This is a genomic window from Coprobacter sp., from assembly GCF_982436375.1.
Genome location: NZ_CEWDCG010000296.1, coordinates 1 through 2,544, shown reverse-complemented (window position 1 = coordinate 2,544; position 2,544 = coordinate 1). Strand labels below are relative to the sequence as shown.

General features: G+C 34.9%; 2 protein-coding genes. Both read left to right on the top strand.

Going from position 1 to position 2,544, the window contains the following annotated elements; translation table 11 throughout:
* Window positions 1–271: 271 nt before the first annotated feature.
* Window positions 272–1,405, top strand: coding sequence for an N-acetylmuramoyl-L-alanine amidase family protein (locus AC1WHX_RS11820; protein ID WP_423766815.1), 1,134 nt, complete (start codon window positions 272–274; stop codon window positions 1,403–1,405).
* Window positions 1,406–1,505: 100 nt separating this feature from the next.
* Complete coding sequence (locus tag AC1WHX_RS11815) at window positions 1,506–2,402, top strand: MlaD family protein (RefSeq protein WP_022389958.1); 897 nt, start codon at window positions 1,506–1,508, stop codon at window positions 2,400–2,402.
* Window positions 2,403–2,544: the final 142 nt, after the last annotated feature.

Genomic DNA, 2,544 nt, shown 5'->3' with positions numbered 1-2,544 from the left:
CCCATATACATCCGATAATACAAATAATAAGAAATTCCGATACTCTTTTTTTTATCATTTTGTTTCTCTCTTTTTCGAAAAGCAAAAATAGAATTTTTATTCAGATATAGAGGTCTTTTATATTGTAAATTGATGCTTGAGATAAAAAATCATAAACCTTTAACCTCTTTTATATCCTTTTATTTTTATCTTTGTGACTGCAAGTTAAGTGATATATACAGATAGCTCGAATTTTTTGACAGTTGTCTGTTTTATTCAGCAGATTACGATGATGAAATCTATATGTCGGTTTTGTTTATATATTTTTATTGCTCTTTTTCTATTCCCTTTTTCTGCATATACTCAGGCTTCGGGAAAGAAATTTGTTGTCGTGATTGATGCCGGACACGGAGGGAAAGATCCGGGAGCAATAGGACGAATAATCCGGGAAAAAAATATAAATTTGGGTATTGCTTTGAAATTAGGTGCACTTATTCGGGAAAATCATCCAGATGTAAAGGTTGTATATACTCGTGATCGTGATATTTTCGTAGAATTACAGCAACGAGCGAATATTGCAAATCGTGTTAAGGCCGATCTTTTTATTTCTATACACACCAATTCTGCCACAAATCGTTCCGCTTACGGGACAGAAACCTATACTTTAGGTTTGGCGAGAACAGAAGAAAACTTGAGGGTAGCTAAACGGGAAAATTCGGTAATTCTTCTGGAAGATGATTTCTCTAAACGTTATGAAGGCTTTGATCCGAACTCTACCGAATCTTATATTATGTTTGAGTTTTTGCAGGATAAACATCTTGAACAAAGCATTAATCTTGCTTCTTCTATACAAAGGCAGTTTAAGAATTTGGCGAAAAGAGTTGATCGGGGGGTGCGTCAAGCAGGATTTCTTGTATTGCGTAATACGGGTATGCCGAGTGTCCTTATAGAGGTAGGGTATATATCCAATAGAAATGAAGAGGCTTATCTTGCGTCGGAAAAGGGACAGTTGCAGATGGCAAAATCTATTTATAATGCCTTTTGTGACTATAAATCGGATTGTGACCGAAAACAAGGTGCTGTCGTAAGCAGAAATGGTGCAAAAGAAAAGACGGATTCGTCGCTTCAGAGTGAGAATCGAACAATTGTCGTGACAAAAACAGATTCGGAAAGGAGTTCGGTATCTTCCGGTAGCGAAATTGTATATAAAATACAGATCATGGTTTCACCTAAAAAGTACGGAGAAAAGAATTCCTGTTTTAAAGGTCTTTCTCCTGTGTCATATTATCGGGAAAACGGATTATATAAATATACTTATGGGGAAACAACCGATCGAAAAAAATTGTTACAAGAATTACCGAGAGTTCGGAAATTATTTAAAGACGCTTTTATTGTTTCTTTTAAGGATGGTGTAAAAGTGAAATGAAAGACGAACGGAGATATTAAAATAAACTGCAGATCGAGGAGCAGAAACAATGAACTTGTTTAATGGATTATGCCGGGATGCAGTGTTTAGAGATTAAAATATGAAAAAGCTTTTTACAAAAGAGGTCAAAATTGCACTTGCCGTGTTGATAAGTGCTGCTATTTTGGTGGTAGGTATAGAGTATTTGAAGGGCATTAATTTGATGAAGCCTACCAATTATTATTACATAGAGTATAAAAATGTAACAGGATTAACCGTTTCCACCCCTGTTGTGATCGATGGTTTTAAAGTCGGTTTGGTGCGGGAGATTAATTATAATTATGATAAGCCGGGAACTGTAACCGTTGAAGTGAGTTTGGATAATCAATTGAAAGTTCCTTCGGGAAGCAAAGCTGTGTTAATGGTTGATTTCTTGGGTACGGCAACAATCGATTTGCGGTTAAATAAATACGTAAGTACTTATCATTCAGCAGGTGATGTGTTGATAGGAGAGAATGCTCCCGATATGTTGGGCAGTATTCAAAATAATGTACTCCCGCAATTAACAGCCATGCTCCCTAAAATAGATACTATTCTTACAGGAATACAGGCAATCGTGACCAATCCGGCTTTATCCGAATCAATAGATCATTTGAATCGTATTACTGCCGATTTAGAGGTTTCTTCTAAAAAACTTTCTCATATTATGGATAAGGATATGCCTCCTATTTTAGCGAATGTTACCGGTATAACAGAAAATGTAAATGAGTTTTCATCCCGGTTGAATGAATTGGATTTGAAGAAAACTGTAGTTTCGGTCGATTCTACATTATTGGGTTTGCAAAGTATTACGAATAAGTTGAATAATAACGATAATACATTAGGGTTGCTTCTCAATGACAAACAGTTATATGACGGTTTGTTGAACACGGTAGGAAGTGCAGATTCTTTATTGATAGACTTAAGATTGAATCCTAAAAGGTATGTTCACTTTTCATTATTCGGAAGGAAAAAATAAATTTTATTATTTAGAATTGATATAAATAATCGGTTTTTGTAATAATTTTGAAATAAGAACTTGAAAGCTTTTGGCAACAAAGGAATTCTATCCTACATTATTCATAGTGGATTCATTTCAGGTTATCAAAACAGATATGGGG